General features: G+C 67.0%; 26 protein-coding genes and 1 pseudogene. 15 read left to right on the top strand and 12 right to left on the bottom strand.

The window, feature by feature from the left end; translation table 11 throughout:
• Nucleotides 1–125 precede the first annotated feature (125 nt).
• The gene (gene groES / locus MNQ99_RS05865; protein ID WP_127511177.1) at nucleotides 126–422 is read right to left on the bottom strand and encodes a co-chaperone GroES; all 297 of its coding nucleotides are present in this window, start codon (nucleotides 420–422) and stop codon (nucleotides 126–128) included.
• A 347-nt stretch (nucleotides 423–769) separates the two neighbouring features.
• On the opposite strand from groES, the gene MNQ99_RS05860 reads away from it, so the two are divergent.
• Genes MNQ99_RS05860 through MNQ99_RS05845 form a run of 4 tightly spaced genes read left to right on the top strand, consistent with a single transcriptional unit; the run spans nucleotide 770 to nucleotide 4,557 of the window.
• Nucleotides 770–1,717, top strand: a complete 948-nt coding sequence (locus MNQ99_RS05860; RefSeq protein WP_241914763.1) for a siderophore ABC transporter substrate-binding protein — start codon at nucleotides 770–772, stop codon at nucleotides 1,715–1,717.
• Between the two features lie 53 nt (nucleotides 1,718–1,770).
• Nucleotides 1,771–2,802 carry an ABC transporter permease gene (locus tag MNQ99_RS05855; protein ID WP_241914762.1) on the top strand — a complete coding sequence of 344 codons (1,032 nt, stop codon included), beginning with the start codon at nucleotides 1,771–1,773 and terminating at the stop codon, nucleotides 2,800–2,802.
• Nucleotides 2,795–3,802 (top strand): iron chelate uptake ABC transporter family permease subunit, encoded by a 1,008-nt coding sequence (locus MNQ99_RS05850; RefSeq protein WP_241914761.1) that lies wholly within the window; start codon nucleotides 2,795–2,797, stop codon nucleotides 3,800–3,802. Before MNQ99_RS05855 ends, MNQ99_RS05850 begins: the two co-directional genes overlap by 8 nt.
• Entirely contained in the window at nucleotides 3,799–4,557 is a 759-nt protein-coding gene (locus MNQ99_RS05845; protein WP_241914760.1) for an iron ABC transporter ATP-binding protein, read from the top strand. The genes MNQ99_RS05850 and MNQ99_RS05845 overlap by 4 nt, the downstream gene beginning before the upstream one ends.
• Nucleotides 4,558–4,650: 93 nt before the next feature.
• Here the strand turns inward: MNQ99_RS05845 and MNQ99_RS05840 are convergent, their stop codons facing one another.
• Nucleotides 4,651–5,040: a VOC family protein gene (locus MNQ99_RS05840; RefSeq protein ID WP_241914759.1), complete on the bottom strand. Its 390-nt coding sequence runs from the start codon at nucleotides 5,038–5,040 to the stop codon at nucleotides 4,651–4,653.
• Between the two features lie 135 nt (nucleotides 5,041–5,175).
• Here MNQ99_RS05840 and MNQ99_RS05835 point away from each other — a divergent pair, with 135 nt between their 5' ends.
• From MNQ99_RS05835 to MNQ99_RS19150, 4 genes and pseudogenes are all read left to right on the top strand, one after another.
• A complete protein-coding gene (locus MNQ99_RS05835; protein WP_241914758.1) occupies nucleotides 5,176–5,919 on the top strand; it encodes a Crp/Fnr family transcriptional regulator in 744 nt (247 codons plus the stop codon).
• A 31-nt stretch (nucleotides 5,920–5,950) separates the two neighbouring features.
• Nucleotides 5,951–7,045, top strand: a complete 1,095-nt coding sequence (locus tag MNQ99_RS05830) for a sulfite oxidase (protein WP_241914757.1) — start codon at nucleotides 5,951–5,953, stop codon at nucleotides 7,043–7,045.
• Between the two features lie 141 nt (nucleotides 7,046–7,186).
• The gene (locus MNQ99_RS19055) at nucleotides 7,187–7,492 is read left to right on the top strand and encodes an MFS transporter (RefSeq protein ID WP_338423117.1); all 306 of its coding nucleotides are present in this window, start codon (nucleotides 7,187–7,189) and stop codon (nucleotides 7,490–7,492) included.
• Nucleotides 7,429–8,286: pseudogene (locus tag MNQ99_RS19150) on the top strand (MFS transporter); the annotation flags it as partial. The gene MNQ99_RS19055 and the pseudogene MNQ99_RS19150, both read left to right, overlap by 64 nt.
• Nucleotides 8,287–8,487: 201 nt before the next feature.
• Here the strand turns inward: MNQ99_RS19150 and MNQ99_RS19145 are convergent.
• Both MNQ99_RS19145 and MNQ99_RS05815 read right to left on the bottom strand, forming a co-directional pair.
• Entirely contained in the window at nucleotides 8,488–9,087 is a 600-nt protein-coding gene (locus MNQ99_RS19145; RefSeq protein WP_127511172.1) for a maleylpyruvate isomerase family mycothiol-dependent enzyme, read from the bottom strand.
• 82 nt (nucleotides 9,088–9,169) lie between these two features.
• On the bottom strand, nucleotides 9,170–9,349 hold the full coding sequence (locus tag MNQ99_RS05815; protein ID WP_241914756.1) for a hypothetical protein: 180 nt from the start codon (nucleotides 9,347–9,349) through the stop codon (nucleotides 9,170–9,172).
• A 144-nt stretch (nucleotides 9,350–9,493) separates the two neighbouring features.
• On the opposite strand from MNQ99_RS05815, the gene MNQ99_RS05810 reads away from it, so the two are divergent.
• Entirely contained in the window at nucleotides 9,494–10,756 is a 1,263-nt protein-coding gene (locus MNQ99_RS05810) for a THUMP-like domain-containing protein (RefSeq protein ID WP_241914755.1), read from the top strand.
• A gap of 89 nt (nucleotides 10,757–10,845) precedes the next feature.
• A complete protein-coding gene (locus MNQ99_RS05805) occupies nucleotides 10,846–11,994 on the top strand; it encodes a glutamate--cysteine ligase (protein ID WP_241914754.1) in 1,149 nt (382 codons plus the stop codon).
• Between the two features lie 10 nt (nucleotides 11,995–12,004).
• On the opposite strand, the gene MNQ99_RS05800 is transcribed toward MNQ99_RS05805, so the two are convergent.
• Entirely contained in the window at nucleotides 12,005–14,305 is a 2,301-nt protein-coding gene (locus tag MNQ99_RS05800) for a glycosyltransferase family 2 protein (RefSeq protein WP_241914753.1), read from the bottom strand.
• Nucleotides 14,306–14,551: 246 nt separating this feature from the next.
• Here MNQ99_RS05800 and MNQ99_RS05795 point away from each other — a divergent pair, with 246 nt between their 5' ends.
• Nucleotides 14,552–16,141 (top strand): chitinase, encoded by a 1,590-nt coding sequence (locus MNQ99_RS05795; protein WP_241914752.1) that lies wholly within the window; start codon nucleotides 14,552–14,554, stop codon nucleotides 16,139–16,141.
• A gap of 45 nt (nucleotides 16,142–16,186) precedes the next feature.
• Here MNQ99_RS05795 and tsaD read toward each other — a convergent pair whose 3' ends face one another.
• The 6 genes from tsaD to alr all read right to left on the bottom strand — a co-directional run bounded on the left by tsaD (nucleotide 16,187) and on the right by alr (nucleotide 21,095).
• Entirely contained in the window at nucleotides 16,187–17,254 is a 1,068-nt protein-coding gene (tsaD, locus tag MNQ99_RS05790) for a tRNA (adenosine(37)-N6)-threonylcarbamoyltransferase complex transferase subunit TsaD (protein ID WP_241914751.1), read from the bottom strand.
• The gene (rimI, locus tag MNQ99_RS05785) at nucleotides 17,251–17,763 is read right to left on the bottom strand and encodes a ribosomal protein S18-alanine N-acetyltransferase (RefSeq protein WP_241914750.1); all 513 of its coding nucleotides are present in this window, start codon (nucleotides 17,761–17,763) and stop codon (nucleotides 17,251–17,253) included. Before rimI ends, tsaD begins: the two co-directional genes overlap by 4 nt.
• Nucleotides 17,764–17,798: 35 nt before the next feature.
• A complete protein-coding gene (gene tsaB / locus MNQ99_RS05780; RefSeq protein ID WP_241914749.1) occupies nucleotides 17,799–18,467 on the bottom strand; it encodes a tRNA (adenosine(37)-N6)-threonylcarbamoyltransferase complex dimerization subunit type 1 TsaB in 669 nt (222 codons plus the stop codon).
• Nucleotides 18,468–18,546: 79 nt separating this feature from the next.
• Entirely contained in the window at nucleotides 18,547–18,966 is a 420-nt protein-coding gene (locus MNQ99_RS05775) for a VOC family protein (protein ID WP_127511164.1), read from the bottom strand.
• Between the two features lie 135 nt (nucleotides 18,967–19,101).
• Entirely contained in the window at nucleotides 19,102–19,788 is a 687-nt protein-coding gene (gene tsaE, locus MNQ99_RS05770; protein WP_241914748.1) for a tRNA (adenosine(37)-N6)-threonylcarbamoyltransferase complex ATPase subunit type 1 TsaE, read from the bottom strand.
• Entirely contained in the window at nucleotides 19,785–21,095 is a 1,311-nt protein-coding gene (gene alr, locus MNQ99_RS05765) for an alanine racemase (protein WP_127511163.1), read from the bottom strand. Before alr ends, tsaE begins: the two co-directional genes overlap by 4 nt.
• 214 nt (nucleotides 21,096–21,309) lie before the next feature.
• On the opposite strand from alr, the gene MNQ99_RS05760 reads away from it, so the two are divergent.
• The 4 genes from MNQ99_RS05760 (at nucleotide 21,310) to MNQ99_RS05745 (ending at nucleotide 23,831) form a co-directional block, all read left to right on the top strand.
• Nucleotides 21,310–22,647, top strand: coding sequence for a 6-phospho-beta-glucosidase (locus MNQ99_RS05760; RefSeq protein ID WP_127511162.1), 1,338 nt, complete (start codon nucleotides 21,310–21,312; stop codon nucleotides 22,645–22,647).
• A gap of 49 nt (nucleotides 22,648–22,696) precedes the next feature.
• Nucleotides 22,697–23,080 carry a hypothetical protein gene (locus MNQ99_RS05755; protein WP_241914747.1) on the top strand — a complete coding sequence of 128 codons (384 nt, stop codon included), beginning with the start codon at nucleotides 22,697–22,699 and terminating at the stop codon, nucleotides 23,078–23,080.
• Between the two features lie 42 nt (nucleotides 23,081–23,122).
• The gene (locus MNQ99_RS05750) at nucleotides 23,123–23,419 is read left to right on the top strand and encodes a hypothetical protein (RefSeq protein ID WP_241914746.1); all 297 of its coding nucleotides are present in this window, start codon (nucleotides 23,123–23,125) and stop codon (nucleotides 23,417–23,419) included.
• 100 nt (nucleotides 23,420–23,519) lie between these two features.
• Nucleotides 23,520–23,831, top strand: coding sequence for an MmcQ/YjbR family DNA-binding protein (locus MNQ99_RS05745; protein ID WP_241914745.1), 312 nt, complete (start codon nucleotides 23,520–23,522; stop codon nucleotides 23,829–23,831).
• A gap of 43 nt (nucleotides 23,832–23,874) precedes the next feature.
• Here MNQ99_RS05745 and MNQ99_RS05740 read toward each other — a convergent pair whose 3' ends face one another.
• Nucleotides 23,875–26,475 carry an MMPL family transporter gene (locus MNQ99_RS05740; RefSeq protein ID WP_241914744.1) on the bottom strand — a complete coding sequence of 867 codons (2,601 nt, stop codon included), beginning with the start codon at nucleotides 26,473–26,475 and terminating at the stop codon, nucleotides 23,875–23,877.
• Nucleotides 26,476–26,479 lie beyond the last annotated feature (4 nt).

Below are 26,479 nucleotides of genomic sequence, written 5' to 3'. Positions count from 1 at the left end.
CCTTTCACGCGAAAAGCCCCGGCTGCGCTGCAATACAGCGGCAGCCGGGGCATTTCGGTTGTCCGTAGTTCCGGCTGAGGGCGTCGACTGCGCGCGCCCGAGCCGCCGGACTGAAGCTGATGGACTTACTTGGTGACGATGGCCAGCACGTCGCGGGCAGAGAGCACCAGGTACTCTTCGCCGCCGACCTTGACCTCGGTTCCGCCGTACTTCGAGTAGATGACTACGTCACCCTCGGCTACGTCAACGGGAACCCGGTTGCCATTGTCATCGACGCGGCCGGGGCCGATCGCGACAACTTTGCCTTCCTGCGGCTTTTCCTTGGCGGTGTCCGGGATAACCAGGCCGGAGGCCGTGGTCTGCTCTGCTTCGAGCGGCTGGACAACAATACGATCCTCAAGAGGCTTAATGGAGACCGACACTCGGCTCTCTCCTTTTCATGAGCTACGAATAGGTTTGGCCAAGGAGATGTCTGCCGTCGTCGCGGTGCCGGCAGGCGGTTCCTTGAATTAGCACCCACACGGGGAGAGTGCTAACTGCGACTCTATGAGACGGGTTAGCACTCGGTCAAGGCGAGTGCCAGCAGGAAGTGGATCCGACCCGCTTGCCGACCCCCATGTGACGCCACGAGGCTTTTCCGGTCGCGGGCCAAGTTGCGTAAGGCTTACCTAACCCGATAGTTTTCACAGTGCGCGCAAATAGCAAACGTTTATGTTGCCTAATGCCGAGCCCATCCCCGGGCCCGGCATTGACTAACGATGGAGTGTCAGTGAAAAAGCCCCTGAAGTCCGGCCTGATGGTTGTGACCGCAGCCGTTTCCATGCTCGCTATGAGCGCGTGCGGTCAGCAGACCGATGCCGCAGCAGGCGCCGGTGCAGAGACGATCAGCGTTGAGCATGCCTCGGGAACCACGGACGTGCCGGTGAACCCGGAGACCGTCTACACCTTCGACCTTGGCGTGCTGGACAGCCTCACCGCCCTGGGCGTCGAGGTTGACGGCGTCCCGGAGGCCGTGTTCCCCGAGTCTCTGGCGCAGTACGGCGAAGACAGCTACACCAAGATCGGTTCCATGAAAGAACCTGATTTCGAGGCGATCAGCGAGGGCGCCCCGGATTTGATCATCATCTCCGGCCGTACCGCTGAGGCCTACGGAGAGCTGAGCAAGATCGCCCCGACCATCGACCTGAGCGTCGATGCCGCCGCACCGGTCGAGAGCTTCAAGGAAGTCTCCACGACTCTGGGCGAAATCTTCGGCAAGGAAACCGAGGTCGAAGAGAAGCTCTCTGCCCTCGACACCAAGATCGAGGACACGAAGGCCGCAGCTGCCGACGCCGGCACCGGCTTGGTGCTGATGACCAGCGGCGGCGAAATGACTGCCTACGGCGCCGGATCCCGCTTCGGCATCGTCCACGACGTGCTGGGCGTGCAGCCCGCCGCTGAAGTGAAGTCCGAGGGCCCGCACGGTGAGGCGATCTCCCACGAATTCATTGCGGAAACCAACCCGGACCACCTGTTCGTGATCGATCGCGACTCGGCTGTCGGCGAATCCGGTGAGGCAGCCACCGCCGTCCTGGACAACGAACTGGTCAACGGCACCAAGGCGGCCAAGAACGACAGCATCACCTATCTGGATTCAGCCTCCTGGTACCTGGTGGGCTACGGCCTGAACAACACGGACGCGATGATCAGCGCCGTCCAGGCAGCCATTACGAAGTAGCACCCCGTAAGGCCGCCGGCTCTCTGCCGGCGGCCTGCGCGGTGGTCCGACCTATGGCTTCCTCCACGATTTCCACTCCTGCTCCGGCCCCGGCTGCAGCCGCGGCCCGGCGTTCCCGCCCCCGGGGATCCGGTGCGCAGCTCGCCTGGGCGGGCACCGCCGTCGTTATTTTGGCCTGTGCCAGCATGTTCGTGGGGGTCAGCGATGTCTCCCTGCCGGCACTGCTGTCCAGTGACCAGACCGCTTGGGACATCTTCTGGATCAGCCGGCTGCCGCGGACCCTGTCCGTGATCCTGGCCGGTGCGGCGCTGGGCATTGCCGGGCTGATCATGCAGCTGATGGCGCGGAACAAATTCGTGGAGCCATCCACCGTGGGAACCGTGGAGTCCGCTTCGCTGGGCATCCTGGTGGTCACCGTGGCGATCCCCGGCGCATCGCTGCTGGCCAAGATGTCGGTGGCCACTGTGTTCGCGGCGGCCGGAACCGGGCTGTTCCTGCTGGTGTTGCGCCGGATCCCGCTGCGTAACACGCTGATTGTGCCGCTGGTGGGCATCATGTTGGGCGGCGTGATCGCGGCAGTCACCACCTTTTTTGCCTACCGGTACGACCTGCTGCAGTCGCTGAACAGCTGGATGATCGGCGACTTTTCCGGCGTGCTGCGCGGCCGCTACGAACTGCTTTGGATCGTCGCGATCCTGGCTGTAGTCGGATATCTGTGCGCGGACCGGTTCACCATGGCCGGCATGGGCCAGGAATTTTCCACCAACCTGGGCCTGAACTACGGCCGCGTGATGACGCTGGGACTAATCATCGTCTCGCTGATCAGCGCCGTGGTGGTGGTCAACATCGGCGCCATACCGTTCCTGGGACTGGTGGTGCCCAACCTGGTCTCGCTGGCGTTCGGCGACAGCGTCCGCCGCGCGGTCCCATGGGTGGCGGTCTTCGGCGCCGGCTTCGTGCTGCTGTGCGACATCATTGGCCGCACCATTCGGTTCCCCTACGAGATTCCCGTGGGCGTGATTGTCTCCGCCGTGGGCAGCGCCATTTTCCTGTACCTGCTGCTGAGGACCCGCAAGAATGGCTGACACGGTTCTGCCCGCCGCACTGACGCAGCACAAACGCCGCACCGTCAAGACGGTCCGGCCGCGGACGTGGATCATCCTGCTGGGACTGCTCACCGCCGTCCTGGTCGCCGTGTTCATGACCATCGACCTGCGCGGCAACCTCGGCTACATCCTTCCCCGGCGCGCCATCAAGATCGGCTCGATGCTGCTGGTGGCGTACGCGGTGGGGGTGTCCACTGTTCTGTTCCAGACGGTGACAGCCAACCGGATCCTGACGCCGTCGATCATGGGTTTCGACGCCCTGTACATGCTGATCCAGACCGGGCTGACCTTCGCCATCGGCGGCCAGGCACTGCTCAGCATGGGCGCACCGGTTCGCTTCGTGATCGAAGTCATGCTGATGGTCGCGTTCTCCTTCCTGCTCTACCGCTGGCTGTTCACCGGCGGCGGCAAGAGCCTGCACTTGATGCTGCTGGTGGGCATCGTGTTCGGCACGATGTTCCGCGGCATCTCCTCGCTGCTGCAGCGGCTGATCGACCCGAGCGAATTCATCATCCTGCAGGACCTGTTCTTTGCCAGCTTCAACAACGTGGACGGCCTGCTGCTTGCCGTCTCGGCACTGGCGGTGGCTGCCGCCAGCATCCCCATCTGGCGGATGCGGCGGGAGCTGGATGTGCTGGCCCTGGGACGGGATACCGCGCTGAACCTGGGCGTGAACCACCGGCGCGCCGTCACCACGGTGTTGATGGTCTGCGCCGTTTTGGTGGCCGTCTCCACCGCGCTGGTGGGTCCGATTACCTTCTTCGGCCTGCTGGTGGCCAGCCTGGCCTACCTGCTCTGCTCGCATTTCCGCCACACCTTCGTGCTGCCCATCGCCGTGCTGCTGGGCGCCATCGCCCTGATCGGCGGCCAACTGGTGCTTGAGCAGGTGTTCAGCTTCGACACCGCGCTGAGCATTGTCATTGAATTCGCGGGCGGCCTCCTGTTTATCGCCCTGCTGTTGAAAGGCTCCGTCAAATGATCCACGTCTCCGGCGTCTCCAAGACCTACGGCACGCAGACGGTGGTGGACGATGTCAGCTGCTACATCAAGGACGGCGGCATCACGTCGATCATTGGGCCCAACGGAGCCGGCAAGTCCACGCTGCTTTCCATGGTGTCCCGGCTGCTGCCGATGGATGCCGGAGCGGTCACCATCGACGGCCTGGACGTCAGCAAAACCGCGGGCAAGGAACTGGCCCGCAAGATGGCCATCCTGCGCCAGGACAACCAGCTGACAGTCCGCCTGACCGTCCGTGACCTGGTGGGTTTCGGTCGCTTCCCGCACAACAACGGCCGGCCGACGGCCAACGACAAGGCCCACATCGAACAGGCCCTGGAGTATTTGGACCTGACCTCAATGGCCGACAAGTTCGTGGACGAGCTCTCCGGCGGCCAGCGCCAGCGCGCTTTCATCGCCATGGTTCTGGCGCAGGACACCGACTACCTGCTGCTGGATGAGCCGCTGAACAACCTGGACATGAAGCACTCGGTGGAAATGATGCGGCTGCTGCGCCGGCTCACCGACGAGCTGGGCAAGACCGTGGTGTTGGTCATCCACGACATCAACTTCGCCTCCTGCTACTCCGACAGCATCATCGCCATGCGCTCCGGCCGGCTGGTCCATCAAGGGCCGCCGGCGCAGATCATGCATGCAGAGGTGTTGCGCGATGTCTACGAAATCGACATCCGGATAGAGGAAATCGACGGCAACCGGATCGGCGTCTACTTCGCCTGACCGCCGGCCGCGCGGTTAATTGGCAGGCGAGATGACCGGCCGGGCATTAATTGGCCGGGCGTTAATTGGCAGGCGCGAGCGGGCGCCGCGCCATCACTGCTTCAGGACGGCAAGGACGTTCCCGGCCGGGTCCTTGAACCACGCGATGTCCGGGCCGTTGCCCCGCATGATGCCCTTGTCATCGGTGGGCAGGTCTGGATCGTTGTAGATCTTGGTCCGCACTCCCCGGCCGTTGAGCTGGTCCACCGCGGCTTCGACGTCCTCGACGGCGAAGTTCAGGATGGTGAAAGTGGCCGGTTGGTGGTCCGGCTTCGGGTACATCATGACTTTGACGCCTCCCGGAAGGCTCAGTTCCAAGGTGCCCATGGGGCCTTCGGCCACCTCGAGTCCCAGGGTCCCTCCGTAGAACTGTTTGGCGGCGGCCGTGTCATTGACGCTGAAGCCGCTGAAAGCATGGGCGGGGGTAAACCCGACGCTGTCCATGGTGGTCTCCTTCGCTCTGCGGGCGGGACACCTCCCAGACTGGCACAGCCGCCTCGGTCAGGCCAGAGTTCCACCCGCTAGCATGGAGCCAGGACCCGCCGCAGGTCCGGTCGGCGGGCGTTGACGGAGGCGGACATGGGACAAAACCCGGCGTGGATCGCGGACGCCCCCGCGCTGCAGGCGATTGCCGCGTCGCAACTGGGCGGCCTGCCGGAGCCGCTGCTTGGCGACCTCTTCGCCGACAGCACCCGGGGCCGGGTGCCGGCCGGCACTCTCACTCACCGTGAAGGCGATTCCGACCCGCACCTGGAGCTGATGGTCTCCGGGCTGCTGAAGTTCTATGCCACGGCTCCCGACGGGCGGACCATCACGGTGCGCTACTGCCGGCGTGGGTCGCTGATGGGAGTGGTGTCCCTGTTTTCACCGGATTTCGCCCTGCCGGTGAGCGCGGTGGCCCTGACCGACACCGAACTGGTGCGGCTCTCCCCCGTGCGGGTGCGTGGCGCCGCGGCGCGCGAACTGACCGTGGCCCACGTGTTCCTTCGCGAGCTGAGCGAACGCGTGCTCGATTTTTTGGCCGGGATCCCGGGCAGTGCCTTTACCTCGGTGCGTCAGCGGGTAGCGCGGCATCTGCTGGACCTGGCCGACGGCGCCGGCCAGCTGGCCCTGACGGAACCTTGGCCCGGTGCTGGCCCTGAGCTGTCCGTACGCATCACACAGCAGGAACTGGCGCAGGAGGTGGGCTCGGTCCGCGAGGTAGTGGTGCGCATCCTGCGCGAACTGCGCGAAGCCGGCGTAGTCCGTACCGAGCGGGACCGGATAGTGGTTGTTGAGCCCGGGAGGCTGGCGGAGCTGGCCATCTGGAACCCAAGTTCCTGACACCGTCCCGGCCGCGCCCGAGACTGGACTCATGAAGACGGTACCCAAACCGACAACCGAATCCGGGGCCACGACCGATGTGCCGCTGACCGCAGAGGAACTGCAACTGGCCTCCCGCAATCACGCGATGCCGCTGGAGATGCTCGCCGCCGACCGTACCCCGGCAGGCATGCACTATGTGCTCATCCATTTCGATGTCCCTGCCATCGACGCCGGAGCCTGGCGGCTCCGGATCGGAGGCGCCGTCCGCCGGCCGCTGGAGTTCACCTTGGCCCAGCTGCAGGCCCGCGAACAGCGCACTCTGGCCGTCACCTTGGAATGCTCTGGCAACGGCCGTAGCCTGCTCAAACCCCGGCCCGTGAGCCAGCCGTGGATCCACGGCGGGATTGGCACTGCCGATTGGACCGGAACTCCGCTGGCTCCGCTGCTCGCAGAGGCCGGAGTGGAACCGGAGTCGGTGGATATGGTGTTCACCGGGGCGGACCGGGGCGTCCAAGGCGACGAGGAGCAGAACTATGCCCGCAGCCTGAACGTTTCCGAGTCCATGTCCCCGGACGTGCTGCTGCTGGCCTACGCCATGAACGGCGCTCCGTTGCCGCCACAGCACGGATTCCCGTTGCGGCTGGTGGTGCCCGGCTGGTACGGGATGGCCAGCGTGAAGTGGTTGACCGGCATCGAGGCCATCACTGTTCCGTTTACGGGATTCCAGCAGATGTCCTCGTACCGCTACACCAGCGATGAGGCCGACCTGGGGCAGCCGGTCACCCGGATGAAGGTCCGTGCGTTGATGGTTCCGCCGGGCATCCCCTATTTCATGACCAGGGATCGACTGGTGAATGCCGGCCAGGTGCTGCTGCGCGGCAGGGCATGGTCCGGCAGGGCGCCCATCCGGCAGGTCAAAGTCGCAGTCGACGGTGTGTGGTCAGAAGCGCAGCTGGACCCGCCGGACGGCGAGTTCGCCTGGCGCGGCTGGACTTTCCGCTGGCAGGCGGAACCGGGCCGGCACCAGCTGATGTGCCGGGCGATGGATGCCCTGGGCCAGGTCCAGCCGCTGGAGCCGGAATGGAACTATTTGGGCTTCGGCAACAATGCTGTGCAGAAGGTACAGGTGACTGTCCGTTCGTGAAAGCAGCATCCGGAGGCTGTAAGATTCCGGTTCATGGCTTCGCCCGGCCCGCCGGCCCGCTCGGAACACCCTCGGCCTGCATCTTTGCGGAGAAGGGCAGGGGAAGCCAGAATCCTTCTAGTCGCCATTCTGGCTTCCTTCGTGGCCTTCCTCGACGCCTCCGTCGTCAACGTGGCGCTGCCGGCCATTGACCGGGACCTCGGCGGAGGCTTGGCCGTCCAGCAGTGGGTGGTAGGCGGCTATCTGCTGCCCCTGGGCGCGCTCATCCTGGTGGCCGGCGCCCTGTCCGACGTGTTCGGCCGGATCCGGATCCTGAGGCTGGGGCTCATGGTCTTTGGGGGCGCTTCGCTGGCCTGCGCGGCGCGCCGGCGGCAGCCGGCCTCGTGGCCGCCCGAATCGTCCAAGGTGCAGGCGCGGCGCTGCTGGTGCCGGCTTCGCTGGCCTTGATCACCCTGACCTTCGCTGGACGAGAGCAACACCGGGCGATCGGCGTCTGGACTGGCTGGACCGGCACGGCCTACATCATCGGCCCGGTTCTCGGCGGCCTGCTGGTGGACACGGTGGGCTGGCGGGCGGTCTTTGCCGTGAACGTGCTGCCTATCGCCGCCACCTTCTGGCTGATGGCCCGGCTGGCAGATCCGCCCCGCCAGGAGCCCCGTGCACCGGTCGACGTCCTGGGCGCGTGCCTCGCCGCCGCCGGGCTCGCCGGACCGGTGTTCGCGCTGATCGAGCAGCAACGGCTCGGCTGGGCAGACCCACGGGTGCTGGTCCCGCTGGTCGCCGGGCTGATAAGTCTGGGGCTCTTTTTGTGGTGGGAACACCGAGCGCCCTACCCGATGATGCCGCTGCAGATATCCGGCGTGCGCAACTTCGGCGTCGGTAACGTCGCCACGGCGGGGGTCTATGCCGGGCTGGCCCTGGGCCTGTTCGCGCTGCCGGTCTTTCTGCAGCAGACCGCCGGCTTCAGCGCTGCCGCCGCCGGCCTGGCGACCTTGCCGATGAGTGTCCTCTCGCTCGCGCTTGCCGCCTGGTTTGGCCGGCTCTCAGGCCGCTACGGGCCGCGCCTGTTCATGTCCGCGGGCCCGCTGCTGGCCGGGACCGGGTTCCTGCTCATGATGTCCGCGCACGAGCCGCTGGGCTTCTGGCAACAAATCCTGCCGGGCGTGCTGCTGGCAGGCCTGGGCTGGGCGGTCACCGTCTCCCCGCTGACTGCCGCGGTGCTCGGCGCGGTAGCGACAGAACGCAGCGGGATCGCCTCCGCGGTGAACAACGCGGTGGCCCGCATCGCCGGGCTGGTGGCCATCGCCGCAGCCGGCGCCATTACCGGCGGCATGCTGGACTTTGAAGGGTTCCGGCGCGCCGCCTGGCCGCTGCGCTGCTGCTCTTCGCCGGCGGCGTGGTCTCCGCCGCCGGCATCCGCAACCGGCCCTAGGCCGGCAGGACTACACCACGGAAAAATCGCCCGGCAGGATGGTCCGGCCGGTCAGCGCCAGCAGGACCATTGCGCCGTCCCCGCGTTCGGAGGCGATCTGAATGGCCAGCCGGCCGGCTTCCAGTTCTACGTCGCTGGGCAGTTCGGCCACCAAGCCGCACGCACGGGAAAGGTCCAGGGTGTGCACGGCCAGTTCGAAGATCCGGGTCGGCAGGTAGTCGCGGAAGCGCATCCCGCCAGCAGCCGTTTCGATGATCCGGTCTTCAGCCAGCGGCAGTGTGTTCTCCAATTGGGCCAGCAGCCGGTCCACCATATCCACCGGATGCGCCCCCAACTCCTTGCCGGCCGCTATGGCCCGCTCTGTCACCCGTGGATCATTCGCCAGCCCGGTGGCCAGGTAGTAGTCGGCGGCAGATTCCACCTGCACCTTTTCGGCCGGACGCCCCAAGTACGTCAGCACCGTGGACAGGGCGCGGCTGGTGTGTCCGGCCAGGGTCCTGACGGTCCAGTCATCCAGTCCGGGCGCGTTCCACGCGGTAGACGGGACGTTGGCCAGGACTTCACGGAAATAGCGTCCCGCGGACAGTAAAGTTGCCGCCGATTCGATCATGCGCCCATGCTAAGGCCGGCGGCTTTCCACGGCCAGCGCTTCGGCGCGCCCCCGTGCGGTCCGGGCGGAAACGGCGTGTGCCTCAGGCCAGGCGGCGCATGTCCTTCTGCCACGCAGGCGCGGGGACGGCGACCTCTTCCCACAAGGCCTGCCATCCGCGGTGGACACGATTGCTGGCCGCGATCAACTCGCCCAATTCCGCTTGAATTTCCGCCTGGCAAGCATCCGTATCGATGTCGCTCCAGTCACAGGGTATTGACATAATCCGGGCCTCCTTCACAGTAAGCTTCCTTCGATCCTACGGAGGCCCCGCTCATCCGGCCATGGGGAGAACTACCCATAGCCCGCCATGAGCACGAACGGGGGCAGTGCGCTGGCCCGAATCGGCTGCACTAGGCTTGAAACCATGGCAACCGAGACCCACGCCGAGAGCATCGCCCCGATTCTGACTCCGGAAGGCTGGGAACTGCTGAACTCGCTCGGCCCGTACTCCGAGGCCGAGAGCCTGCACACCGGAACCGAACTGCGCAAGGCCGGCCATTCCCCCGAACTCGTTTCCGCCGCGATGACGCAATCGCGCTTGCGGGCCAAGGCCGAGGCGAAATTCGGCCCGTTCGCGGAGAAGATGCTCTTCACCCAGGCCGGGCTGGAACAGGCCACCCGGCTGAACATCGCGGCCCTGCACGCCCAGCGGTTCCAGACTGCCGGGGTGGAACACGTCGCGGACCTCGGCTGCGGAATCGGCGCGGACTCCATGGCCCTGGCCACGCTGGACCGCAGGGTCACCGCCGTCGAACGTGACGAAACCACCGCCGCAGTGGCCACCATCAACCTGATGCCCTGGCCGGACGCGACCGTGATCAACGCCGAAGCCGAAGACGTTGACCTGACCGGAATCGACGGCGTGTGGCTGGATCCGGCACGGCGGACCACCACGACGTCGGGCACCACCCGGATCTTCGATCCGGAGGCGTTCTCGCCGCCGCTGTCCTTTGTGGAGAAACTCGCCGACCGGGGCCTGCCGGTGGGCGTCAAGATGGGTCCGGGAATCCCCCACGACGCGCTCCCGGAGAACTGCGAGGTCCAATGGGTTTCCGTCAACGGGGACGTGATCGAGGCCGCGCTCTGGTTCAACACGCTGGCCCGCCCCGGCGTGCGGCGGGCAGCCCTGGTGATTGGTGCCCGCGGCACCGCCGAACTGACCAGCGCCATCAGCTTCGATCCGGCGCACCAGGACGTGCAGACCGGCCCGGCCGGGGGCTACCTGTACGAGCCCGACGGCGCGGTGATCCGCGCCGGGCTGGTCGCCGACCTGGCCCGCGGCCTGGGCGGGCACCTGCTGGATGAGCACATCGCCTACATCTGTTCGCCGGAACTGCAGGAAACCCCGTTTGCCCGCGCGTACAGAGTGTTGGAGGTCAAGCCCTACAACGTCAAGAAACTCAAGGCGTGGGTCAAGGCCAACCGGATCGGCACGCTGGAGATCAAGAAGCGGGGCACCTCGGTCACCCCGGACGAGTTGCGCAAAACCCTGTTGACCGGTTCCGGCAAGGGACCTAACAAGGCCACGCTGGTGCTGACCCGGATGGGTGAGGACCGGGTGGCGATCGTCGTCGAGCCCCTTCCATCCGCCGGCGGCCGCAGCCGTGAGCGCGCGGCCAGGCCCTGACGCACTAGAATCAATTCAGTGTCGCCGCCCGTTCTACGCGAGACGTGCATCTCCGGCGGCAGCCGGTACCGCCAGATACGGAGCAGCGTTTGAACATCGATTTCGCCCAGTCCGCCCAGTCTTCCCTGGGGGTCGAGTGGGAATTGGCGCTGGTGGACGCACAAACCGGTGAGCTGGTCTCCGTGGCCGAGCAGGTGCTGGATGCTGTCCGCGCCGGCCACCCTGAGCTGAAAGACGACGACGAGCACCCGCACGTGAAGCAGGAGCTGCTGCTGAACACCGTGGAGCTCGTCACCGGCGTCTGCAATACCGTCGGCGAGGCCAAGGCCGACCTGAGCAGCGCGATGACAGCGGTCCGCGACGTGACCGACCCGATGGGCGTGGAGCTTTTTTGCGCCGGCAGCCATCCGTTCGCCGCCCCGCGGTCACAGCCGGTGACGGACAAGGCGCGCTACGCCAAGCTGATCGACCGCACCCAATGGTGGGGCCAGCAGATGGTGATTTACGGCGTGCATGTGCACGTTGGCCTGGACCACCGGGACAAGGCGCTGCCGGTGCTGGACGGGCTGCTCAACTATTTCCCGCACTTCCAGGCCCTCTCCGCGTCATCCCCCTTCTGGGCCGGGGAGGACACCGGATACGCCTCGCAGCGCGCGCTGATGTTCCAGCAGTTGCCCACCGCCGGACTGCCGTTCCAGTTCCCCAGCTGGGCGCTGTACGAAGACTACGTCCAGGACATGTTCACCACCGGGGTGATCGACGCGATCAGCGAGATCCGCTGGGACATCCGGCCGGTTCCCGCGCTGGGCACCATTGAAATGCGGGTCTGCGACGGGCTGTCGACGCTGCAGGACGTCGGCGCCATCGCCGCGCTCACCCAGTGCCTGGTGGACGAGTTCTCCACCGCACTGGACAACGGCTGGGCCATCCCCACGATGCCCCCGTGGCACGTGCAGGAGAACAAGTGGCGCGCTGCCCGCTACGGCATGGACGCCATCATCATCCTCAACGCCGCCGGCAAGGAAATGCTGGTCACCGAACACCTGCGCGAGCACGTGCTGAACCGGTTGGAACCGGTGGCCCGCAAGCTTGGCTGCAGCAATGAACTGGCAGACGTGGAGAAGATCATCGATGCCGGTGCAGGCTACCAGCGCCAGCGCCGGGTGGCTGCAGAGCACGACGGCGACCTGCGCGCCGTCGTGCTGGATGCGGTTGGACAGCTTCGCCGGACCAGCTGACCGGGTTGGCTCACAGTCCGCTTGCCCGGCGCCGCCGGTCGTGGCTGCCGCGCAGGTCGCGGTTCAGCCGCCGGTCACCGTGGTACAGGATAGAACTGAAGTCGACTTCTTCGGCTGTCTTGGGAATCACGGCCGGTTCGGCAGGCTTCGGCTTTTTGGGCTCCACGTAGAGCCAACTGATGGTCCCCAGCGCTATGTCCACCAGCGAGTTTTTGATCCCGATGTAGGAGTGGATGGCGTAGGTGGCGAGGCTGGCGTTGAGTGCGGCAAAGGCCGCATTGCCCCAGTTGCCGGCCATAACGTCCCGGTAGAGCGTCAGCAAAGAGAACGCCACCATCAGGTACGGGATCAGTACGTACAGGGCCGGTGCCGCCGTGCGGTCTTTGACCTTCGGCGTGCGGACGAACGGAATCTTCTCGCCGGTCAACGCCTGCTGCATCGATTTGAAAACGCCGGCCAGGTTCACCGGCAGCATCACCAAGTTGAATCCGTAGATGCGGAAGATGTCGCTGAACCGGTGGCCGCAGTCGCGCAGGTCGCTGCCCATGGCCAGGAAGTAGGGCAAGGCCGCAACGAACACCACCGGGCTCAGCAGCCGACTGTCATACGGGTAGGCCAGCAGGAAGACCAGACCAAAACTGGCCCAGGCGATCGAGGCCATGTAGTTGACCTTCATGAACACTTCACGGACCAGAATCCGCTCGTGCCGGCGGCGCCGCTCAACCAGTTGCGACCACAGCTTGGGCAGGATCAGCAAGCCGCCGTTGGCCCACCGCCGCCGCTGCACCACCAGCGAGCCGAAGTCGGGCGGGGTGGCGCTGTAGCTCAGCCTCTCGGGGTAGTTGGCCAGCTTCCAGCCGTGCGCCCCCAAGTCGATGCTGGACTCGGTATCTTCAATGACCGTACGGTCCTGGATATAGGTGCGGATCTCGAATCCGCCCACCGTCTCCACCTCGACGATGTCTTCCAACGCCTCCTTGCGGATCACCGCATTGGCGCCCACCCAGAAGGTGGCCCCGTAGTAGGTCATGCCTTGATGCAGGATGTGCTGGATGTCGGTCGTCGCGCCGGCTACTCGTTCAATCCGCGTGGGAGCACCGCGGAAGGCGGAATAGGGCGTCTGGGTGACCGCCACGCGTTCGTTGCCCGGGGACTCGAGGAAGTAGACCAGCCGCAGGCAGTAGTCGCGCAGCAGTTGGGAGTCGGCGTCCAGCGTCAGCAGGTAGCGGGTGTCTGGGACGTCGAGGTCCGCGTCCTCACCCTCCCGCACCTGCCTCAGGACGGTGTCGCCGGCGGCGTCCTCCACCGCCCAACGCTGGCCCATCAGGGAGATGTACGAGTTCAGGTTCATCGCCTTGTTGGCCTCGTGCGAGAGGTTCGCGTAGCGCTTTCGCTCGAATGTCTCGGTCTTCACGCTGAACGTCCGCACCAAGCGCAGATGCAGCTCCTCGATCCGTTCGGGGGCCAGCTCAGCCGATTGCGCGGCGGCTGCCTCCAACGCCAGCAGCACCAGCCGGAGTTCGCGGGCCAGCCCCATGACCACCAGGTCCACGAAGAACTCGTCTACGTGGTCCTCGATGCGCTCGGCCTCGGCGAATTCCTCCAGCCAGATGGCGGCAGCGCGGTACTCGCTGATCAGTCGCTGCAGATCGGACGACGGCGCGTGGTCGCCATTGCGGAACGCGGCCAGGGCGGCGAGGGCACGTCCGGCCGGCGCCCGCAGCCTGTCGCTGATCTCGGTTTGCAGGGCACGCGTGCGCTCCAGCCGTTGGATGACGGCGGGATCGGTGGGGAAGGGCGGGTCGTCCAGCAGCAGCACCACGCGCAGGTCGGGGAATTCCTGCAGCGCCGCCGACCAGAGCGTGGCACGGACGATCTCCTGCTCTTCGGCGTAGGACGGCACCAGAACCGTCACACCGTCGTCGTAGCGGGCAAAGTGGCGGTCCAACTCACCGCGCGGGACGCGCTGGTGGTCGCGGAACCGGTACATGGCACCCTGCCGTGCCAGCAAGTACATCAAGGCGGAAAACGTTAGGAACGTAACGACCGTCAGGTAGGAGGCGGCCTCCAACTGGAACCTGAAGCCCGCACCCGGGTTGTTGGCGAACTGGCGCAGGATGGTGGTGACCACGTAGACGATCCACGCCGTGATGGTGGTGATAATGCCCAGCCGTCCCAGCACGATCTTCCGACCGGTCGGCTTCGGGTGCACGATGGACATCGGCTCCGAGCGCTTTTCGGCACCCCATTGGCGGCGCCGCGGCGCGGGGTCCGCGGCTGGAGCGATCGGCTCCGGGTGAGCGACGGGCATGGTGTCTAGCATGGAAACCCCCAACAGACAGGACGAAACAGGGCAGAGCGGTGGTGCTCTGCCCTGGTGGATCCTTGACCGGCGGAACGAACGCCGGTGTTCCTTAGTCTAGGGGCCGGTGGGGCGCAACGTTACAACGTTTAAACGTGATTAACAACACTATTTCTGGCGTGTCGCCCCGTGATGACTACCTGTTACCGTACAAATACGGATTCCAGAGTGCGGAATCAGTAGTTGGGGAGAGCAATGTCGAAGAGATTTCCGGGCCGCCGCCTGTCTTGGCTGCGGCTCGGTGTGCTGATCACCGCAACCGCCGCGATCGTGGCAGCGGCAGGGGTCGGCTGGGGACAGTTCACCGATGCCCGCGCCGCTGCAGGCAAGGCCTCGTGGTTCGCCGGCTACGTGGACGCCACAGCTACGCCGTTCTACAGCTTTGAGAACCCCTCCAGCGATGCCGAGCGCAGCGTCATCCTCTCCTTTATCGTGGCGGACCCCCAAGAGTCCTGCACTCCGTCCTGGGGAGGCTTCTACGGATTCGACGAAGCCCAAGCCACCATGGACCTGGACCGGAGGGTTGCCCGGCTGGCGGACACCGGCGGACACATCGGCATTTCGTTCGGCGGGCTGCTGAACAAGGAACTCGCCACCGGCTGCACCGACCCAGTCGCGTTGAAGCGGGCGTACAGCCAAGTGCTGGAGCGCTACAACGTGGACACGATTGATCTGGACATCGAAGGCGACAACCTCGCGGATACCGCGGCCGGCGAACGCCGCGCCACCGTCATGGCCCAACTGGCCGCCGAACGGGAAGCAGCCGGCCAGGATCTGGATATTTGGCTGACCCTGCCGGTCGCCCCGCATGGCCTGACCGACGAGGGCGTCCGCACGGTCGAACAAATGCTCGCAGCCAAGGTGCCCCTGGCCGGGGTCAACCTAATGACCATGGACTATGGCCAGAGCCGGCAGCCGGACCAAAGCATGCTCGATGCCTCCATCCAGGCGGCGCGCTCGGCGCACGTCCAACTTCAGGCGGCCTACCGTGAGGCCGGATTGGAATCGGGCGAACGGACGGTCTGGAGCAAGATTGGGCTGACCCCGATGATCGGCCAAAACGATGTGCCGGGCGAGATCTTCAGCCTGGAAGATGCCACCGGCCTCAACGCGTTCGCCTCGGAGGTCGGCATCGGCCGGATGTCCATGTGGTCCTTGAACCGCGACGCCACGTGCAGTGCCAACTATGGGGACGTGACCAAGGTATCCGACAACTGCAGCGGCGTGGAGCAGCACGAGAGCAGCTACGCGGCCGTGCTGGGCCAGAACCTGGGCGGCCTGCCCAGAGCCGTCAGTGAACCGGGTCGGACTGCCTCCGCCGGCGCTGCACCGGAAAGTACGCCCGCCGCGTCCGCTGCCGGGATCGTGGACGACCCGGCGACCAGCCCCTACCCGATCTGGAACAGCGAGGCTGCGTACGTGGCAGACGAGCGCGTTGTCTGGCATCGCAATGTTTACAAGGCCAAGTGGTGGACGCGCGGCGATGTCCCCGACGACCCCACCGCGACTGCAGAAGTGACCCCGTGGACCTTAATCGGGCCAGTGCTTCCGGGCGAAACTCCGCAGCCCGTGGTCACTGCCCCGGCTGGAACCTTCCCGGAGTGGAAGATAGACACCATCTACCTCAAGAGCGACCGCGTCCAACTCGAAGGCCGCGTGTTCGAGGCGAAGTGGTGGACCCAGGGCGACAGCCCCGAAGCCGCCCTGCAAGGAGCGGACAGCACGCCGTGGCTGGTCCTGACCAACGAAGAAGTGGCCGAATTGCTCTCCGACCTCCAGAAGTAGCGGTGCCCCTGTAACGGGGCCTTGCCCGGGTCGGGCCGGGTCCCGTTACAGGTGCACGCTGGTGACCGGCATGGAGGAATCCGGAGCGAACTCGATTCCGGACGGCTGGCCGCCGGCCATCACCACCTGGGCGCCGAGCGCGGCGACCATGGCTCCGTTGTCGGTGCACAGCGACACCGGCGGCACCCGCAGCGAGATGCCGTGTGCGGCACAGCGCTCTTCCGTCAGCGCGCGCAGCCTCGAGTTCGCCGCCACTCCGCCGCCCAGCAGCAAGTTGCTGATGCCGTGCTCGGTACAGGCCAACATGGCCTTGGCGGTGATCACGTCCGCCACCGCTTCCTGGAAGGACGCCGCGATGTCGGCCACCGGAAGCGGCTCGCCCGCGGCCTCGAACTGCTCCACGCAGCGGGCCACGGCCGTCTTCAGGCCGGAGAAGGACCAGTCGTAGCGGTGCGGTCCCGGCGCCTGGGCCGAACCCATGTACTTGGGCTGGCTCAGCCCGCGCGGGAAGCGGATCCGCTTCGGATCGCCCTCGCGGGCCAGCTTGTCGATGGCCGGACCGCCGGGATAGCCCAACCCGAGGATGCGGGCCACCTTGTCGTAGGCTTCGCCGGCCGCGTCGTCAATGGTGGAGCCGAGCAGTTCCACATCGTCGGTCAGGGAGCGCACCCGCAGGATCTCCGTGTGGCCGCCGGACACCAGCAGCGCACCCAGATTCTCCGGCAGCACTCCCCCGTCCAGCACGCCGACGCCCACGTGGGCCACCAGATGGTTGATCGCGTACAACGGCTTGCCGGTGGCCAGCGAGAGCGCCTTGGCTGCGCAGACCCCCACCATCAGCGCGCCGGCCAGCCCGGGCCCCGACGTCACGGCGAGCGCGTCCACCTCGTCCAATGTGACGCCGGCGGTGTCAAGCGCCTGCTCCAGCGTGGGGATGAACGCGTCCAGGTGGGCACGCGAGGCAATCTCCGGGATCACTCCGCCGAAGCGAACGTGCTCGTCCATCGACGAGGAAACGGTGTTGGCCAGCAGCGTGTCGCCGCGGACGATGCCGACACCGGTTTCGTCGCAGGAGGATTCGATCCCCACCACCAGCGGCCGGGTGCGGTTCATCTTCTCTCCTCCGTTGTTTTCGGTTGCTTGCCTGATGTGCCCGCCCCTGCGGCGTCCCGGCCGGCGCCGGGCATGCCGGCCCAGTCCTTGAGCTTCAGCCGCATGATCAGCGCGTCGGTTCCGCCGCGGTAGTAGCGCGGCCGCACGTGGATCTGTTCGAACCCGAACCAGCGGTAGAGCCGCTGCGCCCGCGGATTGTCCGCGCGCACTTCCAGCAGCACGTCCTCCGCCCGCTGTTCCGCGGCCTGCTCGATCAGCAGGGTCAACAGCCTGCTGCCGATCCCCTGCCCCTCGCGCTCGGGCACCACGGCGATGGTCTGCACATCGGCGATCGGCCGCACGCACATCAGGCCCGCATAGCCGATCACTTCGCCGAGCGCATCAACGGCCACGTAGTAGCTGCGGGTGTCCTGCGCCAGTTCCTCGTAGAACATTTCGGTAGGCCAGGCATCGGCCGGAAACAGTTTCTGCTCCAGTGCGTCCACTGCCGGAATATCGTCCTCGGTCATCGCCCTGATGCGGCCCGCGGGCTGCCCGCCGGCGCTCACAGTGCCCGCTTCCGCGGCCCGGGGATCTTCGCGTCGGATTCGCGCAGGTACAGCGGAGCGGTGTCCAACAGGTCCAGCCCCTTGGCCAGCTTGACGATGGCAGTGCGGCCCAGCGCCTCGGCCGTCGGCTGCGTGCCGCTGTACTCGGTGACGCCGCGCAGCTGCTCCGGGTACAGCCCGGCGCCCATGCCGTAGGCTGGCAGGTCCGGGACCTCGGACGGTGCGCTGACGTGCGGGCCGTCCAGCAGTTCATGCGTGCCGCCGGTGCTGCGGTAGCGCGCCCAGTACACTTCCTTGCGCCGGGCGTCGGTGGCCACCACGAACTCGTCCACACCGGCCCGCCACGCATCCAGCGCGGCGTCCACGGCGATGGCGTCCAGGCTCATCACGCCGTGCAGCGGCTTGCCCCAGGCGAAGGCCAGCGACCGTGCGGTGGCAATGCCGGAGCGCAAGCCGGTGAACGGTCCCGGCCCCACGCCCACCACCAGGGCGTCGATGTCTGCGCCGGTGACGTCCGCCGTCGTCATGATCTTGCCGATGCCGGGAGCCAGCACTTCCGCGTGGCTGCGGGTGTCCTCGGTGGCGAAGGCGGCCAGGGTCTCTCCTTGTCCGGTCAGCAGCGCGGCGCTGGCGATGGCGGAGGTATCAACGGAGAGGATCAGCACGCATCAATTTTACTTGAGGTATACCTCGGCCCATCCCATCGGCCCCGGCGCCCCGTGGGGCTGCGGGCGGACGGAGCGGTCAGGACGGCGGTTGGCCGGCGATATTGACCATCCACTGGACGCCGAACTTGTCGGTGCACATGCCGAAGGTGTCGCCCCAAGGCGCTTGTTGCAGCGGTTCGGTGACGTTGGCGCCGTCGATCAGCTTGTCCCAGTAACCGCGCAGTTCGGCCTCGTTGTCGCCGCTGAGCGAGAGCGAGTGGCTGGAACCGGGTGTGTAGTCCATGCTGTTCGGTGTGTCCGCGGCCATCAATACCAGGCCGCGCTCGGTGGCCAGCTGCGAGTGCATGATCTTGTCGATCTCGGCCGGGTCGTCGCTGGCGTGGAAGTCGCCGAAGGTGTTCAGCGTCAATTCGCCGCCGAACACCGACTGATAAAAGGTCATGGCTTCTTTGGCCTGGTCGCGGAATCCCAGGTACGGGGTCAGCGCAGTGTCCATGGTTGGCCTCCTCGCGGGTCTGCTCTCGCCCTCGATTATGGACCTGTGCCCGGGGGCAGTGAAGAGCGCATGCGCCTGCGGCGCCTCCCAGTGCGCTAAATCGTGCAGGAAATCGTGCAGAGCAGCCGTGAGGCGTCAGGCGAAAATGTACGCGGCCCAGCGCGGCCCGTAGGCGGCCATCCGGATCAACCGGGGCTCGCCGTCGTCGGGCTCTTCAAAATCCAGCACGACGCCGGTGCTCGCCTGCGTGCCCGCGGCGCCCTCCGCCGTGCCCGCCACCGTGCGCTCCGCCGTGCCCGGCGCGGCGCCTTCGGCCGGGCGGTTCATCAAGTCGGCCCCGGTGGGCCGGACCAGCGAAATATCCAGCCAGCTGTCGGAGAGGTGCTCCACGCGGCCGCGGCCCCACTCCACAACCGTGACGGCCTCGTCCAGGGTGTTCTCCAGGTCGATGTCGTCGATCTCGCCCTCGGACTCCAGCCGGTAGGCGTCCACGTGGACCAGGTCCGGGCCGCCGTTCATGCTCGGATGGCTGCGTACCAGGACGAACGTGGGCGAAATGATGCCCGGCCGCACGCCGAGTCCCTCCCCCAGACCCTGGGTAAAGGTGGTTTTCCCCGCGCCCAGCTCTCCGCTGAGCACCACCAGGTCGCCCGCCCGCAGTATCCTGCCCAGCCGGGCCGCGAGCTCCTGCGTCTCCGCCGCGGAGCCCACGTGGAACTCGCGTTCCCACACCGGCGTGGCCTGTTGCTCCGGGGCCACGTCTGCCGCGCCCGGCTGGCCACCGCCTGTCACGCCGCCGCCGGTCATGCCAACACCACTCATGCCAGCACCGCTCCGGCGTCCCCGGCGCTGTCCGTGTTCCGGTCGTCGGCCGTGGTCAAGGCGGCGCGGATCTGGGCGGCTGCGGCGGCCTGCTCCGCCGCGGACGCGGTGAGCCCCGTCGCCTCCGCCACGGGAGCGGCCTCCCCGCCGTCGTCCTGGTCCTCGGCGGTCCCGGTGTAGTAGCGCGGGACCCGCGGGCTCACGCGGGTGACAATCTCATAGTTGATGGTGTCGGCGGCGATCGCCCAGTCGTGGGCATCGGGAACATCCGGGCCCGGGCCGAAGAGGATCACTTCCTCGCCCGTGAGGTCGCCGGCGTTGCTGGTCCTCAAATCCACCACGAACTGGTCCATGGCCACCCGGCCCACCACGTCGTAGCGCTTACCCGCGATGGCCACTTGGACGCCGGAGGCGCTGCGCGGGATGCCGTCTGCATAGCCCAGCGGCACCAGGACCAGCGTGGTTGGCTCGGTGGTCAGGTAGTTCAGCCCGTAGGAGACGCCTTGGCCGGGCGGCACCTGCTTGCAGTTGGCCACCCGGGCGCGCAGCGTCATGGCCGGCACCAGCCCCAGTTCTTCGGGGGTCTGCCCGTCAAAGGGCGACAGCCCGTAGATGCCCAGGCCCACACGGACCAGGTCGAAGTGCGCATCCGGGCGGCTGAGCGTGCCGGGCGTATTGGCCAGATGCCGGACTTCCAGATCCAGCCCGGCGTTTTCTGCCACCGCCACCGCCTCCCGGAAGCGGTCCACCTGCTCGTCCGTCTCGGGCCGGTGCGGTTCGTCGGCGACGGCCAGGTGGGAGAACACGCCCACCACGCGCAGCAGCCCCAGTTCCTGGTACTCCACGGCCCGGTTGATCAGGTCTTCCCAGAGCGCCGGCGGACAGCCGTTGCGGCCCAGGCCGGTGTCAATCTTCAGGTGCACGCGCGCCGGACGTTCCAACTGCCGGGCAGCCTTGACCACCGGTTCCAGCTCCCAGCCGGAAACGCCGACGTCGATCCCCGCCTCGATGCCGGCGGCGAAGTCGGTATCCGGGGTGTGCAGCCAGGCCAGGATGGGGGCGTCGATGCCCGCTTCGCGCAGGGCCAGTCCCTCGGTGAAGTGGGCCACGCCCAGCCAGCCGGCACCGGCTTCCAGTGCGGCGCGGGCCACGGGAATGGCGCCGTGGCCGTAGGCGTCCGCCTTGACCACGGCCATCACGCGGGCGGGGGCCGCGATCTCGCGCAGGTGCCGCACGTTGGCGCGGATCGCGTCCAGGTTGATGACGGCTTGGCGGTCATAGGGCAGCGGTGACGTTGTAGAGCTCACGGATCCATTCTCCCATCCGAAGCTTGCTTTCCAGCTGAAGGGTTACGCGGAGCAGGGGCGCCGCAGGGGACGCGCCGGCAGTGCCCTTCGATTGGGCCGCGGCTTCACGCGGCAAGGATGCGTGGTTTGCCCTAGCTGGCACAATACAAGCAAGGGGCGCGTCCCGGGCTCGGGTCCGCCGATTGTTATCCAATGTCAATGTTCGGGGGAAGCGGTGGCAACACTTGCCATTCTGGGCGGCGGCGGGTTCCGCGTGCCGCTGGTCTACCGCGCGCTGGCCGAGGGGCCGGCGGCGGGACTGGTGGACCGGCTGGTACTCCATGACGTGGACGCCGGCCGCCAGCAGGCGATCGCCCGGGTGCTGGCGGATGCTCCGCTGCCCGCAGGCGTCCGGCCGCCAAGCATCGTGTCCGCGCGCAACCTCGACGACGCGCTGGCCGGGGCCGACGTCGTCTTCTCAGCCATTCGTCCCGGTGGCACGCAGGGCCGGACGCAGGACGAACGTATTGCCAGCCGGCTGAACCTGCTGGGCCAGGAGACCACCGGAGCGGCCGGCATTGCCTGCGGCCTGCGGGCTGTCCCCGCCGCGCTGGATATCGCCCGGCGGCTGCGCGAGTTGAGCCCCGGCGCGTGGCTGATCAACTTCACCAATCCCGCCGGGCTGGTCACCGAAGCCGTGCTGCCGGTGCTCGGCCACCGGGTGATCGGCATCTGCGACACGCCCCTCGGGCTGGTCCGCCGCTCGGCCAAGGCCGCCGGCGCCCCGTTGCGCCGCGGCTCATTGGCGGGCGTGGACTATGTGGGCCTGAACCATTTGGGCTGGCTGCGAGGTTTGGAGCACGACGGCGGGGATCGCCTTCCGGAGTTGCTCGCCGACCCAGCGCGGCTGCAGTCGTTTGAAGAGGGCCGCATCTTCGGCACACGGGAATTGCAGGTCCTCGGCGTCATCCCGAATGCCTACCTGTTCTATTACTATTTCCGCCGCGAAGCCACCATGGCGCTGGCCGGTGCCGCCCAGACCCGCGGCGAGTCCATCCACGAGCTGCAGCAGGAGTTGTACGGCAGGCTGCAGACCTCCGGGACTCCGTACGCGGAATGGGAAGACGCCCTCCGACGCCGTGAGGAAAGCTACCTGTCCGAGGCCCGCGAGATCGGCGTTTCCCGCGATGAGGAGGACCGTGCGGCCGGCGGCTACGAACACGTTGCCCTGGACGTGATGCGTGCCCTGCTCACCGGTGAGCGCAGCGAGCTGATCCTCAATGTCCGCAATGCCGGGACCATCCCGCAACTGCCGGCGGACGCCGTCATCGAAGTGCCGTCGGTGGTCGATGCGGACGGCGCCCGTCCCCTGCCGGTGAAACCGCTGACCCTTCACCAGGCCGGCTTGATGACGCAAATCAAAGCAGTGGAGCAGGAAGTCATCCGCGGCGGACAGGGCGACCGTGCCGCCGCGCTGCGGGCTTTCATGATCCACCCGCTGATCACCTCCGGCCATGTGGCCCATCGGTTGCTCGAGGCCTACGAACAGGCCCACGGATACCGCTGGAACTGAGATGGAACAGGCTCCGGGCACGAGCGGTTCAGCGTCGAGGGTCCCGACCGTGCTCCAGGTTGCGGCCTGCTTACTGGCCTTGGCAGCCGGCGCCGCCGCCCTGCTCCTGCCCACGATCGTGCAGGAGACGGTGTCCAGCTCCCCCGGGGCCGAGCCGGAACGCACCACCGAATCGCTCAGCCTGCTCCAGACGCATCCACCTACCATCCTCATTCCGCTGGCTGTTCCGCCGATATTGACGCTGGTTCCGCTTCTGGTTCCCCGCCGCGCTGCGTGGCTGGCAGGCATCATCTGCAGCGCCTTGCTGTTTGGGTTCACCGCGCTGGCCATGGCAAGTGTTGGCTGGTTCTATCTCCCCGCGTTGGGGGCGGCGGTCGCGGCCGTTGTCCTGCGCAAAACAGCCCGGCCCGCCCGCAATCCGAAGGCCGGTTGACCGAGCCTCGCCGCCCGTACATCCCGGGGGGATAATCACCTCATGGACTTCGTTGGCGGCCTGATCGCCCTGGGACTGGTGGCGTTGATCATTGCCGCAACCGTGGCGATGGCGTCCCGCCCGCGGCGTGGCGGTCCCGGGTCTTCAGGGTTCTCCGGCATGTTCGGTGCCATGGAGGAAATCTTCGCCCCGGGCCGCTACGAGGCGCGGATCGAACAGGAGCGGCAACAGCAAGCTCCGGCCACCGCCCCTCTCCCCGGCGACAAGCCCAAACCCGGCGACGAGATCGAGGCCGACGGGCCCGCCGACCGCGACGACGGAAACAGCCCGCAAGGCTGAGCCCCCGCCGGAACTGCCTGCCGACCGGGCCTGCTTATGGTCTGGATCGACCGACCGGCGGCGCTGGCGCCGGCGGACGGGGCTCTGGCAAGGTGGGTGCATGCCCACCGAGGACGATGCGCGCCGTCTCTGCCTGGCCCTGCCCGGTGTCACCGAACGGCCCAGCTGGGGCCGGCCGGCGTGGTTCGCGAAAACGCTCATGGCCCGCATCTGGGAGCCGGGCGTGCTGACCGTCAAGACCGAGGAACGCGAGGCCCTGGCCGGCACGGCCCCGGACGTCTTCTTCTGGACGCCCCACCATCAGCGTTCGCCGCAGCTGGTGCTCCTGCATTTGGCCAAGGTCTCACCGGCCGAGCTCGAAGAACTGCTCGACGAATCGTTCAGGATCGCCGGCGGCCGGCACCTTCCCTGAGGGATGGTGCTGGCCGCCGGTAGAGGATTCGGGTGTGCGCTGCCTAACGGACTCCAGCCGCCAGAGCCTCGTCCCGTTCGGGCGTGTCCACCCGCTGAACCAGCTTGGCGCCTTCCACGTCCACGTCCGGCAGGATCTTGTCCAGCCAGCGCGGCATCCACCAGGCGGCCTTGCCGAACAGGTGCATGGCCGCCGGAATCAGCGTCATCCGCACCACGAAGGCGTCCAGCAGCACGCCCAGCGCCAGCGCGAAGCCGATCGGCCGGACCATGGTCAGGTGCGAGAAGATGAACCCGGCGAAAACGGAGACCATGATGATCGCCGCGGCGGTGACCACCTTGGCACCGTGGTTGAAACCGCTGACCACGGCTGCCCTGGCGTCTTCGCCGTGCGCATAGGATTCGCGCATGCCGGAGACCAGGAACATCTGATAGTCCATCGCCAGGCCAAAGAGCACGCCGATCATGATCATCGGCAGGAAGCTCAGGATGGGCCCGGGGTCATGCACATCGAACAGGTTACCGAGCCAGCCCCACTGGTAGATCGCTACGACGGCGCCGAAGCTGGCACCCAGCGAGAGCAGGAAGCCGGCGGTGGCCAGCAGCGGCACCAGGATGGAGCGGAAGACCAGCAGCAGCAGGATCAGCGAGAGCCCGATGACAATGGCCAGATAGACCGGCATGGCGTCCGCAAGCTTGTCCGAAACATCGATCTGCATCGGCGGCTGGCCGGTGACGGAAATCCCGACGCCGGTGCTCTCCTCGAGAGCGTCCGTCTCCGCCCGCAGGTTGTGGACCAGATCCTCGGTGCTTTCGGCGGCCGGACCTTCCTCCGGAATGACCTGCAGGACCGCGGTGCGGCCATCCTGGCTGGTTCCGGTCGGAACGGCGGCGGACACGTGATCCATGGCACGCAGTTCCTGCGAGAGCTGCAGCAGGGTCTGGTCCGTCTCAGCCCCCTCCAGTCCGGCCGGCAGATCGGCCACCACAATCAGCGGACCGTTGATGCCCTCGCCAAAGTTTTCGCCCAGCTGGGTGTAGGACCGGTAGGCCGTCGAGTCCGCCGGTTCGGAGCTGCCGTCCGGCAGGCCCAGCCGCAGACCGGCGGCCGGCACTGCCATCACGCCCAGCACGGCCACGCCCGCGATCAGCGCCAGCCACGGGTGCTTGGTGACCGATTTGCCCCAGCTGCGCTTGGGATCGTTGTGGAACTCGTGTCCCGGCGCCGCAACCTCCGCATCGGCGGCCACCGGGCCGGTCAGCCCGGCCTTGGCCCAGGCCCGCTTGGAGAGAATGCGCCGGCCCATGATTGCCAGCAGCGCCGGAGTCAGGGTCAGGGCAACCACGACGGCGACGGCCACCGTTGCGGCTCCGGCCAGTCCCAGCACGGTCAGGAACGGAATGCCCGGCACCGCCAGCGCGGCGAGCGCGATGATCACCGTGAGCCCGGCGAAGAGCACCGCATTCCCGGAGGTTCCGGTGGCGCGGCCGATGGATTCGATCAGCGGCACGCCGGACAGCAACTGCGTGCGGTGGCGGTTGACGATGAACAGCGAATAATCGATGCCCACAGCCAGTCCCAGCATCAGCGCCAGCACCGGCGAAACGGAGCTCATCTCGACCACACCGCTCAGGGCCATGGTGCCGCCCACCCCCACGCCCACGCCGACCAACGCCATCAGCAGCGGCAACCCGGCAGCCAGCAGCGTGCCGAGCATCAGCACCAGCACGGCGGCGGCCACGGCAATGCCGATGATCTCGGCCGCACCGAACAGGCTGGAGATATCTTCGACGATGTCCTTGCTGTACTCCGCCTGAAGGCCGGAAACCAGGCCGGCTTCGGTGACTTGCTGGACCTGTTCGCGGTCCTCCTTGGAGACCGACATCATGTCCTGTTCGAACTGGACCTGGACGAAGGCGGCCGAACCGTCTTCGGATACGAACCTCAGTCCGTCCGATGACTGCTGTTGCAGCTTGGCCGCTTCCAGATCGGCAACCCCGGACTCGTACTCTGCCCGGCCGTCTTCGAGCCGCTGTTCGGCTTCATCCAATTGCGCCTGCGCCGCTTCCAGCTGGGCCCGCTGCGGCTCCAGCTGGGCACGGGCCTGCTCGGCCATAGCGGTTTGGCCGGCGGCCTCAAGCTGCTCGATCTGCGCCTCGGCGGCCCGGACTTGCTGCAGCCCCGGCTCCAGCTGCGTCTTGCCCGCATCCAGTTCTGCCCGACCGTCGTCGAGCTTCTGCGCCGCGGCTTCCAGCTTCTCTTCGCCGTCGGCAATTTTCTCCGGTGCGGTGTCCAGAGAGGCCTGTAGGTCCACCGGATCCGTGGCGCGCTTGACGGCGCCCAGCTCCGTCAGGTCAGCGGAGATCTTGGCAATGGCGTCCTCCTGCTTGGCAGTGAATGCCGTGCCGTCCGCCGTCGTGAACACAATGGTGCCGAGTCCGCCTGAAGCGTCCGGCAGTTTCTCCTGCAGCTCATCCGCCACCGCCTGCGCGGGGGTGCCCGGAATGGTGAAGCTGTTGGACAGCGTGCCCATGAAGGCTGCGACGGAACCGCCGACGGCCACCATGATGACCAGCCACGCAGAGACAAACCACCAGCGCTTGCGCGCGGCAAGCTTGCCGAGTCTGTAGAGCAGTGAAGCCATGCGA

Origin of the sequence: Arthrobacter sulfonylureivorans (genome assembly GCF_022637435.1) — a bacterium.
Taxonomy (GTDB): domain Bacteria; phylum Actinomycetota; class Actinomycetes; order Actinomycetales; family Micrococcaceae; genus Crystallibacter; species Crystallibacter sulfonylureivorans.
Note: the sequence above shows the minus strand (reverse complement) of the source record. Positions and strands in the feature narration are given on the sequence as shown.